Source organism: Lentzea flaviverrucosa, assembly GCF_003350445.1.
In the GTDB taxonomy this organism is placed as follows: Bacteria; Actinomycetota; Actinomycetes; order Mycobacteriales; family Pseudonocardiaceae; genus Lentzea; species Lentzea californiensis.
This window is the reverse complement of sequence record NZ_QQAU01000005.1, coordinates 1-16892: the sequence shown is the minus strand read 5'-3', so window position 1 is coordinate 16892 and position 16892 is coordinate 1. Positions and strand designations below refer to the sequence as shown.

The window sequence follows — 16892 nt, the reverse complement described above, 5'->3', positions numbered from 1 at the left end:
TACTACTCCCGAACGATCACAGCACGCAGGGTGATCAGCCGATCTCACCCAGCTGACGACGGCCCTTGCGCCACACCGCGACGACCGACGGACGCGGCCGCGAGGTGCCCCGGTCCGGCCAGTTCGAGACGGGCTTGTCGGCGCTCGCGCCGTCCACCTCGCCGGGGTGCTGGACGCACACCGTGATCACCCGCTCGCCGATCACCGGACCGCACGTCTCACCGCCGCGCGGCACCGTGAGGAACAGCTTGAGGTGACCGCGTTCCGGGCCTTCCAGCGGCACGCCGTAGAGGCCGTCGTTCAGCCCGTCGAGCTTGCCGTCCGCGTCCGTGGAGATCCACAGGTTGCCGTGCCGGTCGAACGCCACGTTGTCCGGACTGGAGATCGGGCTGACCTGGGACTTGTCGTAGCCGCCGAAGTAGGTGTTCGGGTCCTCCGGGAAGCCGCAGACCAGGAACAGGCCCCAGTTGAACGTCAGCGCGAGCGCGTCGCTGCGGCGTTCGACGATCTCCAGCACCTGGCCGTGGCGGTTGTTGACGCGCGGGTTCGGCTCGGTCGCGCCTTCCTTGCCCGCGGTGACGCCGCGTTCGACGTTGTTGCTGAGCGCGCAGTAGACCGTGCCGGTGCGCGGGTGGCACTGGATGTCCTCCGGGCGGTCCATCTTGGTCGCGCCGACCTTGTCCGCCGCGATGCGCGTGAAGACGTAGACCTCTTCGGCGGTCATGCCCGGCACGAAGGACCTGTTGCCCGCCGCCAGCGGGATCCACTCGCCGGTGCCGTCGAACTTGCCGTCGCTGGGCAGCTTTCCGGTGCCGTCGATCTCGGAGACCGGGCTGTCGCCGGAGAACCTGCCGACGTAGAGCGTGCCGTCGTCGAGCAGCGTCATGTTGTGGCGGCGCGCGGCCTTGCTGTTGCCGCGCTTCATCTTGCCGTTCGAGATGAACTTGTAGATGTACTCGAACCGCTCGTCGTCACCCGAGTACGCGACGATGCGGCCGTCGTCGGCGACGCGGATGTTCGCGGTCTCGTGCTTGAACCGGCCGAGGTGCGTGTGCTTGATCGGCGTGGAGTCCGGGTCGTTCGGGTCGAGCTCGATGACCCAGCCGAACCTGTTGACCTCGTTGGGTTCCTGCGCGAGGTCCCAGCGCTTGTCGAAGCGCTCCCACTTGCGCGTGGTCGCCGTGCCGGTGACGCCGTACCTCGTGAGCCTCGGGTCGTTGCGGCCGGCGGCGTTGCCGAAGTACTGGTTGAAGTTCTCCTCGCCGGACAGGATCGTGCCCCACGGCGTGACGCCGCCGGCGCAGTTGTTGATCGTGCCGAGAACCCTCTTGCCCGTCGGGTCCACCGAGGTCTTCAGCAGGTCGCTGCCCGCGGCCGGCCCGCGCACCTCGAACGGCGTGTGCAGGGTGATGCGGCGGTTGTACTTGCTGAACTTCGCCTTGTAGTGGCCGGAGAACAGCGAGCGCTTGATCATGAACACCGACAGGCCGTGCGCGGCCCAGCCGATCTTCACCTGCTCCTCGGTGGGGTTGTTCGGGTCGTAGCCGCGGAACATGAACGGCTCGCTGGTGTACTCGTGGTTCGTGACCATGATCCCGGTCAGTTCCAACGGGTCCAGCGGCAGGATCGCGGCGAAGTCGCAGTTGAAGCCGAACTGCTTGGCCTGCTTGGCCGCGGTCTGGTCGTCGAAGTCGAACTCGGGGACGCCGGGGAAGAGCGGGTCGCCCCAGCGGATCACGATTCCCTGCTCGTACCCCTCGGGGACGACGACCTCGTCCTTGGTGTTGACCGTGACGGGCTTGAAGTCGAGTCCCCTGGGTGGGCGGCCCTGGGACTGCTGGGGTTCGGCGGCGGCCGCGGCTGTCGCCGGCGTGGCGATGGTGGCGGCGGCCGCGACGACCGCACCCGCCTTGAGAGCGGTGCGGCGGCTGACCAGATCCCCGAAGTAGGGGTTGCCCGAGGTGTTCGGGACCTCGTGGAAGCACGCGTCCCCGCAGCGGTACTCGCATGTCACCGCCGCTCTGCCGACGCGGTGGTTGACGAGTGGCAGAGGGATCATGGTGGTGGCCTCCTACGGTCGGTGCGGGAACCAGCACCGACCGTAGGCTTCCGTTCATGCTTTGTTAACCCACAAGTTGTTCACCCGCGAGGACAGCTTCGGACGGAACGTCCCTTGTGTCCGTCCGGTTGAGCGCCAGCAGTCCGGCGGCGACGACGCAGAGGACCGCGGCGACGACGAACGGCTGGGCCAGGTGACTGACGAACGTCGCGGCCAGAGCACCGCCGAGCCAGCGCAGGAAGTTGTACCCGGCGCTCGCGACCGGCCGCGGCGCGTCGCTGACGCTCATCGCGGTGCCGGTGAACAGCGTGTTGAGCAGCCCGCTGACCAGGCCGCTCACGATCACCGCGACTACCAGCAACGGCTTGCTGGGCACCGCCATCAGGAGCATGAGCACGGCGAACGCCAGCACAGACCCGATGATCGCGGCCTTCTCGCCGACGCGGTCCGCGAGCCGTGGCGCGAGGAAGACGCTCGACACGGCGACGCACACACCCCAGCCGAAGAAGATCAGTCCGATCTCGACGGCGCCCCACCGCAGGACGAACGGCGACCAGGCGAGAACTGTGAAGAACGCGGCCGTGTAGAGCGCCGCTCCGATCGACGTGCGCAGCAGGACGGGGTTCCGCAGGGCCTTCAGCGGGTCGAGCAGGCTGATCCTCGGACGTTCGAGGTGCGAGTCCTTCGCCAGGAACGTTGCACAAAGGATCAGGGCGGCCGCCATGAGGATCGCGGTGCCGAGGAACGGCCCGCGCCACGAGAAGCTGCCGAGCAGCGCCCCGAGCAACGGCCCCACGCTCAGACCGAGGCCGAGCGCCGCCTCGTAGAGCAGGATCGCGGCCTTCTGCCCGCCGCTGGCCGCACCGACGATGACGCTGAGCGCGGTGGCGATGAAGAACGCGTTGCCGAGCCCCCACACGGCCCGCAACCCCACGAGCTGGCCGATGCTCCCCGCCGCCGAGCACAGCAGCGTCGCGACGACGATCAGCGCGAGCCCGCCGACGAGCGTGCGCTTGGCCCCGAACCGCGCCGTCGCAGCGCCGGTGAAGAGCATCGCCACGACCTGGACGCCGAGGTAGGACGAGAACAGGAGGGTGACCTGCGACGGTGTTGCGTGCAGACCCTCTGCGATGGACAGCAGGATCGGGTCCACGAGCCCGATCCCCATGAATGCGATCACGGCGGCGAACGCAGTGATCCACACCTGCTTGGGCTGAGCCTTGAAATTCACTTCGCCATCCTAACTTATTTTACTTAGCATCGCGAAGTACAGTGCGTCACAAGGTACGGTTCAGGGCGTGGATGCGGTGATCTTCGACCTCGACGGCGTGCTGATCGACTCGGAACAGGTGTGGGACGAGGTGCGCCAGTCGTTCGCGGCTGCTCACGGCGGCACGTGGACTCCTGAGGCGACCCGTGCCATGCAGGGGATGTCGACGCCGGAGTGGGGCGCGTACCTGGTGTCGCTGGGCGTTCGGCTGACGCCCGCCGAGGCGTCCGCCGGCGTGATCGCCGAGATGGAGAAGGCCTACGCCGCACACCTGCCGGTGATCCCGGGCGCGGTGGACGCGGTTCGCGCGGTGGCGTCACGCTTCCCGGTCGCGATCGCATCGTCGGCACCCGCCGTGCTGATCAAGGTGTTCCTCGAGGTGACCGGCCTGCCGGTGCCGGTCGCCGTGTCGTCGGAATCGTGCGCCGCCGGGAAACCGTCGCCCGACGTGTACCTCGCGGCCGCCGCACAGCTCGGGGTCCCACCGGCATCCTGTTACGCCGTCGAGGACTCGACCAACGGCCTGAAGGCAGCCCTGGCAGCGGGCATGACCGTGCTCGCCGTGCCGAACCCGCACTTCCCGCCCGCCGAGGACGTGCTGGTTCAGGTGCGAGTGCTGTCCTCGATCACCGACCTGCCGGACGCGCTGGCGTAGCTGATCGCGGCCAGGCCGATCGCGATGCAGGTGCAGGCGATGACGCCCTTCGGCCAGTAGATGTGGCTGCTGAGGAACAGGTAGCTGCCCAACAGCAGGAAGACCGCTCCGGGCAGGGCCTTGAGCTTGTACTTGAGCAGCGCGCACACCACGAGCGCGGCGCTGGCCGCCAGGAAGCACCACGCGCCAACGGTTCCGAGCTGGTTGCCGATCTTGAACAACGGCTCGTCGGCGCTGGTGCGACCGCCGTTCGCCAGCGTCATCGCGCCGCCGCCGATGCCCGCCAACGCGTCCAGCGCGCCGTAGAAGACGACGAAACCGAACGCGAGGACCCGGCCCGGGTAGCGGACGTACTTGGGGGTGTCATCGAGCAGGACCCATTGCGCCGCACCGAGAAGCGGGAAGATCACCGCCAGGATGACGTGCATGTCCCGCCACCACTGCGCGGTGGACGCGTCCAAGTGGTGGGGGTGGGTCAGGCCGATGCCGGCGAGGACCAGGCCGGGGAGGGCGACCAGCAGCGTGCGCACCGGCCGAACCTAGCGGAAGCACGGCTAGCGTGGCGGGCATGACGCAACGAGTTGCCGTGGTCACGGGCACGGCGCAGGGCATGGGGCTGCGGATCGCCGACGTGCTGCGCGAGGACGGGTTCGCCGTCGTCGGCTTCGACCTGCAGGAGAGCGAGGACGGGATCGTCGGCAACGTCGCGAGCGCCGCGGACGTCCAGCGCCTGACCGATCACGTCGAAGGCACGTACGGCCGGGTCGACGTGCTGGTCAACAACGCCGGGATCGCCGGCATCGTGCCGTTCGAGGACACGAGCCTCGAGCAGTGGGAACGGATCATGGCGGTCAACCTGACCGGGCCGTTCCTGCTGACGCAGGCGCTGGGCAGGATCATGCTCGGCCAGGGTTCCGGCAGCGTCGTCAACATCGCGTCCGTCGCCGGGTTGCAGGGCGTGGCGGACCGGGCCGCGTACAACACGACGAAGCACGGGCTGATCGGGTTGACGCGCACGCTCGCCGTCGAGTGGGGCGGGCGGGGGATCAGGGTCAACGCCGTGTGTCCCGGCTGGGTCAAGACCGAGATGGACGTCGAGTCGCAGGCCGGCGGGTTCTACGTCGACGAGGACATCACGGACCACGTGCCGATGAACCGGTTCGCCGCGCCCGATGACATCGCACAGGCCGTGCGGTTCCTGGCGAGCGACAACGCGCGGTACATCAACGGGGTCGCGCTGCCCGTCGACGGCGGGTGGACCGCGGACGGCAGTTGGCAGAAGTTGCGGCTCTCGAAGCGGTGAAAGGAAGGGCCGCCCTCGTGAGGAGGGCGGCCCAACAGATCAGACTTCGCCGCGAATGAACTTCTCGACGGCCTCGTGCGCCTCGGAGTCCGAGTACTGCACCGGCGGGGACTTCATGAAGTACGACGACGCCGAGAGGATCGGGCCGCCGATGCCCCGGTCGAGGGCGATCTTCGCCGCGCGAACGGCGTCGATGATGATGCCCGCGGAGTTCGGGGAGTCCCAGACCTCCAGCTTGTACTCGAGGCTCAGCGGCACGTCGCCGAAGGCGCGGCCTTCCAGGCGCACGTAGGCCCACTTGCGGTCGTCGAGCCACGCCACGTAGTCCGACGGTCCGATGTGGACGTTGCGCTTGCCCATGTCGCGGTCCACCTGGGACGTGACGGCCTGGGTCTTGGAGACCTTCTTGGACTCCAGTCGCTCCAGTTCCTTCATGTTCAGGAAGTCCATGTTGCCGCCCACGTTCAGCTGCATGGTGCGGTCGAGCTGGACGCCGCGGTCCTCGAACAGCTTCGCCAGCACGCGGTGCGTGATGGTGGCGCCGACCTGGGACTTGATGTCGTCACCGACGATCGGGACACCGGCCGCGCGGAACTTCTCCGCCCACTCCGGGTCCGACGCGATGAAGACCGGCAGGGCGTTGACGAAGCCGACACCGGCGTCGATGGCGCACTGGGCGTAGAAGCGGTCCGCGTCCTCGGAACCCACGGGCAGGTACGAGACCAGCACGTCGACCTCGGCCTCGCGCAACGCCGCGACGACGTCGACGGGCTCGGAGTCGGACTCCTCGATCGTCTCGCGGTAGAACTTCCCGAGACCGTCGAGGGTGTGCCCGCGCTGCACGACGACGCCGAGCGGCGGCACGTCCGCGATCTTGATCGTGTTGTTCTCGCTGGCCCCGATGGCCTCCGAGAGGTCGACCCCGACCTTCTTCGCGTCCACGTCGAACGCGGCGACGAACTCGACATCGCGCACGTGGTAGTCACCGAACTGCACGTGCATGAGACCGGGCACGCGGGTGCTCGGGTCGGCGTCCCGGTAGTAGTGGACGCCCTGCACCAGCGACGCCGCGCAGTTGCCAACCCCGACGATGGCCACTCGAACGGTGCGGCGGTTTTCGCCCATTGCCGAGTCCTCCTTGATCAACAGTGAATCGCTACTCGTCCTGCTCGGACTTCTCGTGCGCGATGAGCTCGTTGAGCCACCGCACCTCGCGCTCCGTGCTTTCCAGGCCCTGGCTGTGCAGCTCACGGGTGTAGCGGTCGATCTGCTCACCCGTGCGCGTGAGCCGCTCGCGGAGCCCCTCCCTGCGTTCTTCGACACACCGCCGGCGGCCCTCCAGGATGCGCATCCTGACGTCTGCCGGCGTGCGTGAGAAGAACGCCAGGTGGACTCCGAACGAGTCGTCGTCCCAGGTCTGCGGACCCGCGTTGACCAGGAGATCGGCGAACCGCTCCTTGCCCTCGGGAGTCAACTTGTAGACCTTGCGAGCCCGACGTCCCCAAGAAAGAGCCGATTCCTCCGGCCCCTCCTCCACGATCAGGCCCGCCCGTTGGAGTCGCCGAAGTGTTGGGTACAGCGATCCGTACGAGAACGCGCGAAACGCTCCGAGCAGGTCATGCAAGCGCTTGCGCAGCTCGTAGCCGTGCATGGGCGCCTCGTGCAGCAGGCCGAGCAGCGCGAACTCGAACACGAGTCACCTCCTCGCACCTGCACCGATAGGTGAGGTGATTATATCGGCTCGATACATCGATGGCTCCTCGCAACTGTGGGATGTGGCACACCGTGATACCGCGTCGGGGCCTGCTGCCCTGAACGGCCCATCATCGAAAAGCGCCCGGCACGTACTCTGGTCTCGTGTTGACCCAACGGCAGGTGGTGGACTACTCGCTGCAGCGGCGTGCGCTGCTGGCGGAGGTCTATGCCGGTCGCACGGGCACCATGGAGGTCTGCGACGCGAACCCGTACCTGCTGCGAGCTGCGAAGTTCCACGGGACGGCGACCGATGTGCCCTGCCCCGTGTGCCGCAAGGAACCGTTGACGCACGTGTCGTGGGTCTACGGTGACGAGCTCAAGCACGCGGCCGGCTCGGCGCGGACGCCTGAAGAACTGGTGAAGATGGCGAACCTCTTCGACGAGTTCTCCGTGTACCTAGTTGAAGTTTGTCGCACGTGCAGTTGGAACCACCTGGTGCAGTCATACGTCCTGGGGAAGCGTGGGCTGGAAGAGCCACGCAGGAGGACTGCGTCGGAATGACCCACAGGTGACACTGCTCCGAATGAAGTACGACCACCGAACCGTGTGCTGATGCACGCCGGTCTGGGAGGCCTTTTCACGTGAACGACCAGCATGATGACCGGCAGCGCGGAGGCGAGCCGCAGTGGCCGACCGGGGACGACCCGGACGGCGGCGGCGCGAGGCGCGATGTCCCGAATCAGCCACGTCCGGGTACCCCACCCGGTGGTTTCGCGCGCCCTCCCCAGGGTGGCACGCCACCTGGTGGTTTCCCACAGCAGCAGCCCCCACGCCGCCCGAACGGACCAGGCGGTCCGCAGGGCGCTCCTGGTGGGCCGCAGGGCGGGCCAGGGCGGCCGCAGGGCCCCATGAGCGGCCCCGGCGGCCCTCAGGGCGGTCCCGGTGTTCCGGGCAACCGTCCTCCGACGCCTCCCGGCGGCATGCCCATCGCCCCGCCTCCCGGCGCCCGTCGCCCCGGTGGCCCGGCCGGCCCCGGTGGCCCGCAGGGTGGCCCCGGCCGTCCCGGCGTGCCCCCGCGCACCCCCGGTGCGGACCGCACCACGCAGCTGCCGCCGGTCAACCGGCCGACGCAGCGCGAGCCCGAGCTCATCACCCACCGCGAGCCTGACGACGAGTTCCTCATGGCCGGTGTGCACGACGGTGACGACGACGAGTACTACGACGACGAGCCGGAGCTCACCGAAGAGGAGGAGCGTCGTCTGCGCAAGAAGAAGATCTGGAAGCGCGTGCGGATCGCCGCGTTCGTCTCGATCGGCCTGATGCTCCTGGGCCCGGTGATCGCCATCGCGGTCGCGTACCCGCTCGTCGACTGGCCCCGGCCGAACGACATCGCGGCCGAACAGGACAAGACGATCACCCTGCTCTACTCGGACAACACCGAGATGGGCAAGATCACCTCGCCCGGCCAGAACCGCACGCTGCTCACGTACGAGGAGCTCCCGGACACCGTCAAGAACGCCGTCATGGCGGCGGAGGACGCGGACTTCTTCGACAACCCCGGCTTCGACGTCAAGGCCATCGCCCGCGCCGTCTGGATCCAGGCGACCGGTGGCAGCTCGGGTGGTTCCGGTCTGACGCAGCAGTACATCAAGAAGGCGACCGGCAACGAGGAAGCGACGCTGACTCGTAAGTTCACCGAGCTCGTCAAGGCCTACAAGATGAGCAACGAGTCGGACCACCCGACGATCCTCACCGCGTACATGAACACGGTGTACTTCGGTCGTGGCGCGAACGGCATGAAGGCCGCGGCGCAGGTCTACTACGACAAGGAGATGAAGGACCTCACTCCTTCCGAGGCCGCCTTCATCGCGGGCATGATCCAGATCCCCTCCTGGTCCGAGGACGAGGAGCACGCGAAGAAGCGCTGGGAATTCGTGATGAAGCAGATGCTTCAAAAGGGATGGGTCAGCCAGGCCGACTACGACGCCCGCCAGTACCCGGCGCCCCTGCCGTTCGAGCAGACGCAGCCCGCGAGCCTCGACGGACCGCTCGCCCGCGTGAGCCAGCAGGTCCAGAACGAGATCGACAGCGAGCTCGTCGGCCTCACGATGGAGAAGGCGCAGAAGGTCGGCGTCACCGTCCACACGACGATCGACCCGAAGATGCAGCAGGCCGCGCTCGACGCCGTGAACTCGGTGATGGCGGGCCAGGACCCGGAGCTGCGCACGTCGCTCAGCGCGATCGAGCCGCAGTCCGGTGCCGTCAGGGCCTACTACCCGGGCAAGGACGGCCTCAAGGGCATCGACTACGCCAAGGGCACGATCCAGGAGGCCGGCTCGTCGTTCAAGCCGTTCGACCTGGTGGCCGCCCTGAAGATGGGCAAGGGCATCGGCGACACCTACGACGCCACGCCGCGTAAGATCGCCGGTGTCGAGATCCGCAACGCCGGCAACAGCCAGTGCGGCAAGCAGTGCCCGATCAAGCAGGCCATGAAGGAGTCCCTCAACACCGTGTTCTACGACATGGTGGCGGGCCCGGAGGGCACGGGCACGAAGGCAGTGGCGGACGCGGCGCACGCGGCCGGCATCCCGAAGGTCGTCAAGGTCGGCGGCCAGGAGAAGCAGACCCTGGTCGGTGAGGGCGGCAACCCGCCCACCGCCGGTATCTCCATCGGTGCCGACAGCGCCCAGGTGCGGCCGTTCGACATGGCCTCGGCCTTCGCGACGTTCGCGGCTCGCGGCGTGTACCGGGCTCCGTTCTTCGTCACGAAGATCGTGGGCCCCACCGGTGACGTCCTCTACCAGCACGTCGACCAGCCGGTGCCGGCGTTCGACCCGGTCGAGACGAAGAGCCGCGACATCGCCGACAACGTCACGGAGACGTTGAAGGACATCCCGTCAGGGGCGATCGCGTGCGCCGGCGGCCGCCCGTGCGCCGGCAAGACCGGTACGCACGAGCTCCCCGGCAGCCTCGACCAGAACTCGAAGGCCTGGATGGTCGGCTACACGCCGCAGCTGTCCGCCTCCGTGTGGGTCGGCAAGGACCAGGGCAACGTGGCCATCAAGGACAAGGGCGGCAAGGCCGTCTTCGGCTCCGGTCTGCCCGGCCTGATGTGGAAGAAGTTCATGGACGGGGCACTCGCCGGAGCGCAGAAGGAAGCGTTCCCGAAGCCGGTCCCGCTGGGCAACTTCAACCCGCCGCGCAAGTCCGACCCGCCGTCGCCTCCGCCCAGCAGCAACAACAACCAGCCGAGCAACACCCCGCCGTCGCCGACCACGGAACCGACCAAGCCGTCGCAGACGAAGCCGCAGAACCCCGGTTGCATCCCGGGCATCAACTGCCCGGATCCGTCCGGCGATCCCGATCCGTCGACCAGCGGCCGCCCCAGAGGCGGCGCTCCAGGAGACGGCTGACCCGCGAAGGGGCCCGGTGCACACGCACCGGGCCCCTTCGCTTTGTGCGGTACCTGGGATGTTGACCACGGCGAAACGGTCTTGGCCGTAACATCCGCCCCGTGCCCAGCAGCCCTGCCGAGCGTCCCGCCGAGGTTTCCGAGACGGACCTCGCCGAGGAAACCGACTCGCTCACCCGCGAAGAACGCGTCGCACCGACGTGGACCGAGTCCCTCGCCCGCAGCCTGAGCAGACCTTTCGGCGGTCCGCTCGGCGAGCACGCGCAGGTCGGCCGGAACTACTTCTGGACGGCGCTGCGGGTCATCCTGATGCTCGCCGTGGTCACGTTGCTGCTGGGATGGGTGCAGAAGTCCCCGTGCATCCAGCAGTACACGGACGACAAGGGCGTCGTGCAGCTCGACTGGCGGGGCAGCAAGCAGTTCACCGCGCTCTGCTACTCCGACACGGTGCCGCTCTACACCGCGGAACGGCTCGACCAGCGCGGTGCCTTCCCGTACATCACGTCGTGGAAGGACGACGAGGGCAAGCCGACCGAGCACGTCCGGTACATGGAGTACCCCGTGGTCACCGGCCTGTTCATGTGGCTCAACGCGCGCGTGGCTCAGGGGCTCGTGGCGCTCGTGCCGGGGCTGCCGATGACGGTGATCGTGTTCTTCAACGTCACGGCGTTCTGGCTGGCGGTGGCGTGGCTGGTGACGGTGTTCTCGGTCGCCCGGATCGCGCGGCGCAGGACGTGGGACGCGGCGATCGTCGCTGTGTCGCCGCTGGTCGTCGTGCACGCGTTCACCAACTTCGACACGATCGCGACGGCGTTCGCGACGGCCGGCCTGCTGGCGTGGGCGCGGAAGAAGCCGGTGCTCGCCGGTGTGCTGCTGGGGCTCGGTGGTGCGGCGAAGCTCTACCCGTTGTTCCTGCTCGGGCCGTTGCTGTTGTTGTGCTGGCGGTCCAACAGGATCAAGGTCGGCCTCGCCACCACGGCGGCGGCCATAGGCGCGTGGGCGCTCGTCAACGCGCCGATCGCCCTGAACCCGGCGTCGCAGACCGGGTGGCGTGAGTTCTTCCGCCTCAACACCGAACGCAACGCGGACCCGGACACGCTCTACAACGTGCTCGTGCAGTGGACGGGGTGGCAGGGCTTCGACCCCGGGCTGACGCAGGGACAACCGCCGACGATCCTCAACACGGTCAGCATGGTGCTGTTCCTCGTGTGTTGCGCCGGCATCGCCTACGTGGCGCTCTCGGCACCGACGAGGCCAAGGCTCGCGCAGCTGGGGTTCCTGGTCGTGGCGGCGTTCCTGCTGACGAACAAGGTGTGGAGCCCGCAGTACTCGCTGTGGCTGGTGCCGCTGGCCGTGCTGGCGTTGCCGCGCTGGAAGCTGCTGCTGGCGTGGATGGCGGTCGACGCGCTGGTGTGGGCGCCGCGCATGTACTTCTACCTCGGCACCGACAACAAGGGCCTGCCGATCGACTGGTTCCTCGGCGCCGTGGTGCTGCGTGACGCCGCCGTCGTCCTGCTGTGCGTGATCATCCTCAAGGAGATCTACCACCCGGAGCGCGACCTCGTGCGGCAGGCGGGCGACGACCCGCTGGCGGGCGTGCTGGCCGACGCGCCGGACCGGCAGCTCGTCACACCCGCACGAGGCGCGCCATCGCACCGAATGCGTTCCCGTTCGGATGCAGGTGATCACCGGAGTCGAACTCCGGACGCAGTCTGAGCGGATCGGCGGGGTCGCGCACGGCCTCGTCGAAGTCGATGGCGTCGCGGAAGGTGGCGCGGATCCACGCGTTCACCTTCTGGCGCTGCTGTTCCCTCTCCTCGGTCCACGTGTACCAGCCGCGCCACGGCGTGATGGTGCCGACGTGGAACTCCACGCCCTCGTTGCGGCACCGCAGCTGAACGCTGCGGATGCCCGCGATGACGTTCTCGGCGCTGACACCGCTCTGGATGTCGTTGATGCCGCCCAGCAGCACGACCTTGCGGACTTCTTCGCTGAACAGGACGTCCCGCTGCACACGCGTGATCATCGGTGCGTTGCCCAGCACCACGCCGTTGCCGTTGATGCCCGCGTTCAGCACCGCGTAGTCGCTCCGCACCAACGACGGCCAGGTGTTCTCGTAGAACCCCTCGGTGATCGAGTCGCCGAACATCACCACCGCACCCGGCGCGGTGAAGCCCGCGACCTCGACCCCCGAGACGAGGCAGATCTGCTCACGCGTGGACGTGATCGTGCGATGTGCGCGGGCCTGGCACGGCGTGCCGGCCGGGGCGTACGTGCTGATCTCCAGCGTCTTGGTGACCTCGAGCTGCACGGCGTCGCTGTAGACCTCGTCGCGCGCCCTGATCGTGACGCCCTTGGACCTGCCGAACGTGAGTTGCCGCGTCTCGCCGTTCGCGGTGACGGTGACCTGCTCGACGCGCACCGGCCTGATGCCCATCAGGTTCGACAGGCGCACCCGGACCGAGGTGCCGCCCGCCGCGAGGTCGACCGTCGTGCGCACGCTCTGGTCCGGCACGGTGCCCGAGAGCGTGGGCACGGCCTGCCACACGGGCAGCCAGCGGATCACCTCCGAGCGCACGGGCACGCCGGAGGCACCGCAGGCCAGCAGCAACGCCAGCACGATGATCAGCCTCACGAGTGAAGTCTGCGGCGGATCAGGCCTTCGCTGCTACAGCTCCGCGGATGAACTTCAGGTCCTCTTGATCGTCCTCGGTGACGTCTCTGGCCTTGAGGAACACGACGAACAGCGCCACGAGCAACGCGGCCCGGCCCCACACGCCGATCATCACGGCCTGCGCGGAGAAGCTGTCGTAGATCCCGGCCGGCTGACCGAACTCGATCGCCCAGAACCAGCGGAAGATGCCGATGCCCATGGCCAGGTCGACCACGAAGTAGGCGAAGGACCACACCAGCCGCACGCGCAGCAGCACGAGGAACGGCACCAGCCACAGCGTGTACTGCGGCGAGTGGACCTTGTGCAGCAGCATGAAGCCGCACAGCATCGCGCCGGACACCGCGATCCACGGGTAGCTGCCCTCGCGCCGGAACCGCATCCAGCCGTAGCCGGCCGCGATGCCGAACGAGAGCAGGATCGTGATCGGCGAGATGACGCCGACCAGCGACTGCATCGCGTCGTCGCCGATGAACGGCCGCAGGCCCCAGTACCAGACCGAGTTCGTGGTGATGTCGACCCGGCGCAGCGACTGGAACTCGAACGACGCCGCCCAGCCGTCGTAGCCCGCGATCGCGAACGGCAGGTTGACCAGCACGACCGTGATGATCGACGCGAGCCCGACCTTGACCGCGCCCGCCACGTCGGCCTTCTTGCCGGCGGGCATCTCCTGGCCGCGCCAGCCGCCGGTGGCGACGAAGAGCATCAGCGGCAGCACGAACGCCGCCGGGTAGACCTTGAACGCGAACCCGAGCCCGAGCAGCACGGACGCGACGACGGCTCTCTCGACGAGCGGCCGGTTCCAGCGGTGCACCACGAAGACCGCGGCGACCGAGCACAGCACGACCGGCAGGTCCCAGTTGTGGAACGCGTAGAGGACCAGCGGTGGCCCGATCGCCCACAGCAACGCGCGCCAGCGGGCCAGCTTGCCCAGCAGGTAACCCGTGAGCAGGCCGAACGGCGCCATCAGCAGCGACGAGTAGAGCAGGTACTCCGCGTCGGTGTGCGCGAAGATCGCACCCGCCCAGATCAGGAGGCCGGAGAGCACCGGGTACTCGACCGAGCCCCCGATGAGGATGCCCTTGTCGTTGATGTTGCCGTCGACGTACGGGAAGACGTGCCGGTCGATGTCGCGCCCGATCCAGAGGTGCTGGATGTCGGAGTAGCAGACGTCCTGCTTGTTGCGCTCGTCGTAGTCGGGCTGCGTGCGGCCCCACTGGTCGAACGCGGGACCGGTGCAGCGGTCCTTGTTGATGAAGCCCAGCAGCAGCGTGAGCCCGCAAAGCAACACGAGCACGGCGGCGGCAGCGCTGCCGAAACGGTTCACGGAACGCCCGGCGTCGCCTCGCTCGGGCGTCACGCTCACCACCTCGTGCACGGTCTTCACCGGCCGGCGCGGTCGCGCAGGAAGGCGATGTCGTCGGCCTGGCCCTCGTCGGGCGTCTCCACCACGACGGGGCATCCGGCTGTGGCGACCACGGCCGCCAACTGGTCGGCGTCGATGGTGCCAGTCTTGATGTTGTCGTGCCGATCGCGCGAGGAACCGAACTCGTCGCGCGAGCTGTTGAGGTGCACGAGGTCGATCCGGCCGGTGATCGCTTTCACCCGGTCGACGATGCCGACCAGGTCCTCACCGGCGGCGAACGCGTGGCAGGTGTCGAGGCAGAAGCCCGCGCCGAACTCGCCGACCGCGTCCCAGAGCAGCTTGAGGGAGTCGAACGTGCGCGCCATGGCGCCGTCGCCGCCCGCGGTGTTCTCGATCAGGACCGGGACCGCGAAGCCGCCCTCGGCGACCTGGCGCTCGAAGAACTTGCGCCAGTTCGCGAAGCCCTCGGCCGGGTCCTCGCCCTTGGTGACGTGGCCGCCGTGCACGATCAGGCCCTTGGCGCCGACCGTCGCGGCGGCCTCCGCGTGCTGGATCACGTTCTTCCTGGACGGAATCCGGATCTTGTTGTTCAGCGACGCGATGTTGATCATGTACGGGGCGTGGACGAACACGTCCAGCTCGGAGGCGAGCAGGGCCTCCGCCTGCGGGTGGGGTTTGGGCTTCTTCCACCCCTGGGGATCCGACAGGAAGAACTGGACGACCTCGGCCCCGCGTTCGGCCGCGGCGCCGACCGGGTCGTCGTCGCGTACATGGGCCCCGATGCGCATACGCAGGAGGGTAGTCGGCGCCCATAACGCCATCGCAGCCGCCGCCGATAGGAGTAATTGGAAAAACTGGGGATGGTCTACGTCACCACCAGGACCTACGGTCGTTACTAGAGAGTAGGAAAGGGGTTCGCATGAGGCTGTTGAGCGTCGCCGCCACGGCGTTGCTGGCCCTGGCTTCCGCTTCGGTGGGCGGGGTCGCGCACGCGGCGGAACCCATCGTGGTCGGCAGCTGCGCCACCACCGTGCAGGGCGCGCCCGGCACCCCCGTCTCTCTGAGTCCGGCCGCCGTGACGCAGCCGATCACCGACCTGGTGCGCGCCGTCCCGTTGCTCGGGCCGCCGCTCGCCGAGCCGTTCAAGCAGGCGTTCGCGCAGGCCAAGCCCATGCCGATCGGCGCGGTGCAGGTCGGCACGACGACCATCAGCGGCGGCACGATCGCCAACGCCGTGATGGCCGAGGTGAACAAGATCCCGTTGCTCGGGCCGATCCTCGGCACGCTCGACAAGACCGTGCGCGCGACGCTGACGCAGGGCTGCCAGGTGACGGTGGTCGGCGTCAACCAGGTCGCCGCGCCCGTCCAGGACGGCGCCAAGGCCGTCGCGGATGCCTCGCAGCAGGCCGTGGGCGCCATCCCCGGCGCACCGAAACCGCCTGGTCAGCAGCCCCAGCCGCAGCCTCAGACCAACCCCGGCACGCAGCCGGGCACCCAGCCCGGCGTTCCCGGCGTGGGCGCGGGCGCTCCCAGCAACCGCGACTTCTCGCTCTACCCGATCGGCTCGAACTTCGGCCGCGTGCCGCTGTTCAGCTACGGCTCGCTGCCGTTCGCGATGCCCGGCCTCTACTCGCCGTCGCCCGGTGTGCGGTACGGCTCGCAGGTGCCCCGCGCGTCCAACGGCACCGGTGTCGAGGGCGACTCGGTGCAGGCCGCCGGTCGTGCCACGGCGTTGCCCAGGCTGAGCGGACCCGGCGGGGTCGGCGCTCCGGTGCTGGTCGCGGTGCTGATGCTCGCCCTGGTCACGGGCGCCCTGGTGCGGACCTGGGCACTGCGTCGCACCCCTGCGTAGTCGCCGGACGCGCTCTGTTAACCTTTGTCAGTTGCTGACGCGACGACCCTCCTGCCACGGAAAGCCCGTGGCCGCGAGTCCACAGGAGGTGAGTGGTCCTCATGCGTCATTACGAAGTGATGGTCATCCTCGACCCCAGTCTCGACGAGCGCACTGTCGCACCGTCGCTCGACACGTTCCTCAACGTCATCCGCACCACGGGCGGAAACGTGGAGAAGGTCGAGGTGTGGGGCAAGCGCCGGTTGAGCTTCGAGATCAACAAGAGCGGCGAGGGCATCTACGCGGTGCTCGACCTGACCTCGACGCCTGACGCGGTGAAGGAACTGGACCGCCAGCTCGGTCTGCAGGAGACGGTGCTCCGGACGAAGGTCCTGCGCCGCGAGCCCGCCAAGGCCGCCAAGTTGGCCGCCAAGGCCAAGGCCAAGTCGGACGCCAAGTCGGCCAAGTCAGCGGCCAGGGCCGCTGCCAGGGCCTGACGAACCTCGACTAGGGGAGCTCCCAAGACATGGCTGGTGAGACGACGATCACGGTGGTCGGGAACCTGACTGCCGATCCCGAACTGCGCTTTACCCAGTCCGGTGCGGCGGTGGCCAGCTTCACGGTCGCCTC

General features: G+C 68.4%; 16 protein-coding genes. 8 read left to right on the top strand and 8 right to left on the bottom strand.

Annotation, left to right across the window (positions count from 1 at the left end; genetic code table 11):
* Positions 1-34: 34 nt before the first annotated feature.
* Together DFR72_RS16760 and DFR72_RS16755 are read right to left on the bottom strand one after the other, a co-directional pair.
* Complete coding sequence (locus DFR72_RS16760; RefSeq protein WP_177224558.1) at positions 35-2059, bottom strand: PhoX family protein; 2025 nt, start codon at positions 2057-2059, stop codon at positions 35-37.
* Positions 2060-2123: 64 nt separating this feature from the next.
* The gene (locus tag DFR72_RS16755) at positions 2124-3290 is read right to left on the bottom strand and encodes an MFS transporter (protein WP_090066291.1); all 1167 of its coding nucleotides are present in this window, start codon (positions 3288-3290) and stop codon (positions 2124-2126) included.
* Positions 3291-3357: 67 nt separating this feature from the next.
* On the opposite strand from DFR72_RS16755, the gene DFR72_RS16750 reads away from it, so the two are divergent.
* A complete protein-coding gene (locus tag DFR72_RS16750) occupies positions 3358-3984 on the top strand; it encodes an HAD family hydrolase (protein WP_090066292.1) in 627 nt (208 codons plus the stop codon).
* On the opposite strand, the gene DFR72_RS16745 is transcribed toward DFR72_RS16750, so the two are convergent.
* Positions 3933-4514: a hypothetical protein gene (locus tag DFR72_RS16745; RefSeq protein WP_090066293.1), complete on the bottom strand. Its 582-nt coding sequence runs from the start codon at positions 4512-4514 to the stop codon at positions 3933-3935. The genes DFR72_RS16750 and DFR72_RS16745 overlap by 52 nt on opposite strands.
* A 38-nt stretch (positions 4515-4552) precedes the next feature.
* On the opposite strand from DFR72_RS16745, the gene DFR72_RS16740 reads away from it, so the two are divergent.
* A complete protein-coding gene (locus DFR72_RS16740; RefSeq protein WP_090066294.1) occupies positions 4553-5287 on the top strand; it encodes an SDR family NAD(P)-dependent oxidoreductase in 735 nt (244 codons plus the stop codon).
* Positions 5288-5326: 39 nt separating this feature from the next.
* Here the strand turns inward: DFR72_RS16740 and DFR72_RS16735 are convergent, their stop codons facing one another.
* Together DFR72_RS16735 and DFR72_RS16730 are read right to left on the bottom strand one after the other, a co-directional pair.
* Positions 5327-6412, bottom strand: coding sequence for an inositol-3-phosphate synthase (locus DFR72_RS16735; protein WP_090066295.1), 1086 nt, complete (start codon positions 6410-6412; stop codon positions 5327-5329).
* Between the two features lie 31 nt (positions 6413-6443).
* Positions 6444-6980, bottom strand: a complete 537-nt coding sequence (locus DFR72_RS16730) for a PadR family transcriptional regulator (protein WP_090066296.1) — start codon at positions 6978-6980, stop codon at positions 6444-6446.
* Positions 6981-7144: 164 nt separating this feature from the next.
* Here DFR72_RS16730 and DFR72_RS16725 point away from each other — a divergent pair, with 164 nt between their 5' ends.
* The 3 genes from DFR72_RS16725 to DFR72_RS16710 all read left to right on the top strand — a co-directional run bounded on the left by DFR72_RS16725 (position 7145) and on the right by DFR72_RS16710 (position 12110).
* Entirely contained in the window at positions 7145-7543 is a 399-nt protein-coding gene (locus tag DFR72_RS16725) for a DUF5318 domain-containing protein (protein ID WP_170176298.1), read from the top strand.
* 347 nt (positions 7544-7890) lie between these two features.
* Complete coding sequence (locus tag DFR72_RS16715) at positions 7891-10395, top strand: transglycosylase domain-containing protein (RefSeq protein WP_170176297.1); 2505 nt, start codon at positions 7891-7893, stop codon at positions 10393-10395.
* 101 nt (positions 10396-10496) lie between these two features.
* Positions 10497-12110 carry a glycosyltransferase family 87 protein gene (locus DFR72_RS16710; protein WP_090066298.1) on the top strand — a complete coding sequence of 538 codons (1614 nt, stop codon included), beginning with the start codon at positions 10497-10499 and terminating at the stop codon, positions 12108-12110.
* On the opposite strand, the gene DFR72_RS16705 is transcribed toward DFR72_RS16710, so the two are convergent.
* Genes DFR72_RS16705 through DFR72_RS16695 form a run of 3 tightly spaced genes read right to left on the bottom strand, consistent with a single transcriptional unit; the run spans position 12022 to position 15219 of the window.
* The gene (locus DFR72_RS16705; RefSeq protein WP_090066299.1) at positions 12022-13029 is read right to left on the bottom strand and encodes a GDSL-type esterase/lipase family protein; all 1008 of its coding nucleotides are present in this window, start codon (positions 13027-13029) and stop codon (positions 12022-12024) included. The two genes, DFR72_RS16710 and DFR72_RS16705, sit on opposite strands and share 89 nt — an antisense overlap.
* A gap of 19 nt (positions 13030-13048) precedes the next feature.
* A complete protein-coding gene (locus DFR72_RS16700; protein ID WP_245983067.1) occupies positions 13049-14425 on the bottom strand; it encodes a glycosyltransferase family 87 protein in 1377 nt (458 codons plus the stop codon).
* A 23-nt stretch (positions 14426-14448) separates the two neighbouring features.
* Positions 14449-15219: a deoxyribonuclease IV gene (locus DFR72_RS16695; protein ID WP_090066300.1), complete on the bottom strand. Its 771-nt coding sequence runs from the start codon at positions 15217-15219 to the stop codon at positions 14449-14451.
* Between the two features lie 131 nt (positions 15220-15350).
* Between DFR72_RS16695 and DFR72_RS16690 the strand changes: the two genes are divergently transcribed.
* The 3 genes from DFR72_RS16690 to DFR72_RS16680 all read left to right on the top strand — a co-directional run.
* Positions 15351-16283 carry a hypothetical protein gene (locus DFR72_RS16690; RefSeq protein WP_090066301.1) on the top strand — a complete coding sequence of 311 codons (933 nt, stop codon included), beginning with the start codon at positions 15351-15353 and terminating at the stop codon, positions 16281-16283.
* A 101-nt stretch (positions 16284-16384) separates the two neighbouring features.
* Positions 16385-16759, top strand: coding sequence for a 30S ribosomal protein S6 (gene rpsF / locus DFR72_RS16685; protein ID WP_090066368.1), 375 nt, complete (start codon positions 16385-16387; stop codon positions 16757-16759).
* A gap of 29 nt (positions 16760-16788) precedes the next feature.
* The coding region (locus DFR72_RS16680; protein WP_147290332.1) for a single-stranded DNA-binding protein at positions 16789-16892 on the top strand (104 nt) is incomplete at its 3' end.